Origin of the sequence: Acinetobacter sp. V2 (assembly GCF_001188385.1) — a bacterium.
GTDB classification, from domain to species: domain Bacteria; phylum Pseudomonadota; class Gammaproteobacteria; order Pseudomonadales; family Moraxellaceae; genus Acinetobacter; species Acinetobacter oleivorans.
In genome coordinates this window covers 1,367,247-1,368,898 of record NZ_JZFB01000001.1, presented here as the reverse complement: position 1 = coordinate 1,368,898, position 1,652 = coordinate 1,367,247, and the positions used below count along the sequence as shown (strand labels likewise).

The 1,652-nt window shown below is 38.4% G+C and carries 2 protein-coding genes; both read left to right on the top strand.

The genetic code is table 11. The features are described from left to right. A partial coding sequence (locus tag UC75_RS20405) for an ATP-binding protein (RefSeq protein WP_265597218.1) occupies positions 1 to 863 on the top strand: 863 nt, incomplete at its 5' end. A gap of 96 nt (positions 864 to 959) precedes the next feature. Continuing rightward, positions 960 to 1,523 (top strand): lipocalin family protein, encoded by a 564-nt coding sequence (locus UC75_RS06270; RefSeq protein ID WP_049837046.1) that lies wholly within the window; start codon positions 960 to 962, stop codon positions 1,521 to 1,523. Positions 1,524 to 1,652: the final 129 nt, after the last annotated feature.

Here is a 1,652-nt window from a genome sequence, read left to right as displayed (position 1 = left end):
GTCATTTAGGTTTACGGTCACTACAACAGCTTCGTAAGCAGACTCATTCAATTAACGTAAATCAGCTACAGAAAAGATTAAACCTATCAAATTCACCTTTAGAAGTTGATCTGCTTTCAAAAGATATAAACCACATGCTTGAGCGTATCGAAAAGGGCTATACGCAGCTCAACCGTTTTTCTGAAGATATCGCTCATGAGTTCCGTACGCCTTTAAATAATCTGATTGGGCAAACCGAGATTGCTTTAACTGGCGAACGATCAGTTGAGCAATATGAAGATTTGCTGGTGTCTCATTTAGACGACTACCACAGATTAAAACGCATGATTGATAGCATGCTTTTCTTGGCAAGAGCCGATCAGAAAATGGTTCTTATAAACAAACAAGAAATAAACATCCAAGACGTTATAGATGGCCTATGCCAGATTTTTGAATATCAAGCTGAAGAACAAGAGTGTCATTTTAGGTTTAACTTAGAAGCTCAAACCTTATTTGCAGATCCTGAGTTATTTCAAAGAGCTGTTTATAACCTGATTTTAAATGCGCTGGTTCACGGTGGTGACAAGCGGACTATTTATATCGCAACTAAACATAAAATGATTGAACATAGGCAATGGGTGAGCCTGACTGTGGTAACGGGAGGTATTTCAATTGCTGAACATCAACTTGAGCATCTTTTTGAAAGATTCTACCAATGCCACTCAAGCCGAAGTGATGAGAACCGGACAGGTGGATTAGGTTTGTCGATCGTCGCTTCAATTATGGATCTACATCATGGCCTTTATCGAGTTTATAACACGGTCGAGGGTGTGTGCTTTGAGCTTGATTTTCCAGTTGCAGATGCTGCAAAGAAATACAATTAAATCCTTATTAATGTTCCTTAATTTTTAAAATTCACACTTTGTTCACAGCCCTCTGACGTATGTTTAAACACATGAAATAAATAGAAGAGGGTAGTCATGAAATTATTATTTAAGTCACTGGTCATGAGTAGCGGCCTTGCAGCGGTTAGCTTAATGCTTCCTTTGAGCACCTTTGCCGACACCACTACTAAACCTGTCGCTGTTGATTCTATCGATATTAATAAATACGCGGGTAAGTGGTATGAAATTGCGCATTTACCCATGTTTTTTCAGCGTAATTGTGTAGCCAATACAACTGCAAACTATTCTATTAACGCAGACAAAACTGTTGGTGTTTTAAATAGTTGTACGAATAAAAATGGAGAAACGATCTCATCTGAAGGTGTTGCTTATTCGCAAAATGAAGGCAACAGTAAATTGAAGGTGAGCTTTTTACCCTCTGGCTTAAGATGGATTCCTTTTACAAAAGGCGATTACTGGGTTTTAAGAGTTGACCCAAATTATCAGGTCGCTTTAGTGGGTGGCCCAAGCCAGAAATATTTATGGATTCTTTCTCGTAGTCCTCAAATTGATGAGGCGACATATCAGTCTTATCTGAAAACCGCAAAAAGCTATGGCTACGACGTTTCTAAACTCGTTAAGACCACACAGTCTAAATAGCGAAGTGCTGGATGCGTAGACGCTCATATTTATCTCGTAATCGAGTGAACTTCACATAAAATTCATTGCGCATTTTCTAAATTAGAACCAAAAGAAATGCTTTAGATCAGGAAGAATCAATGTCTAAAT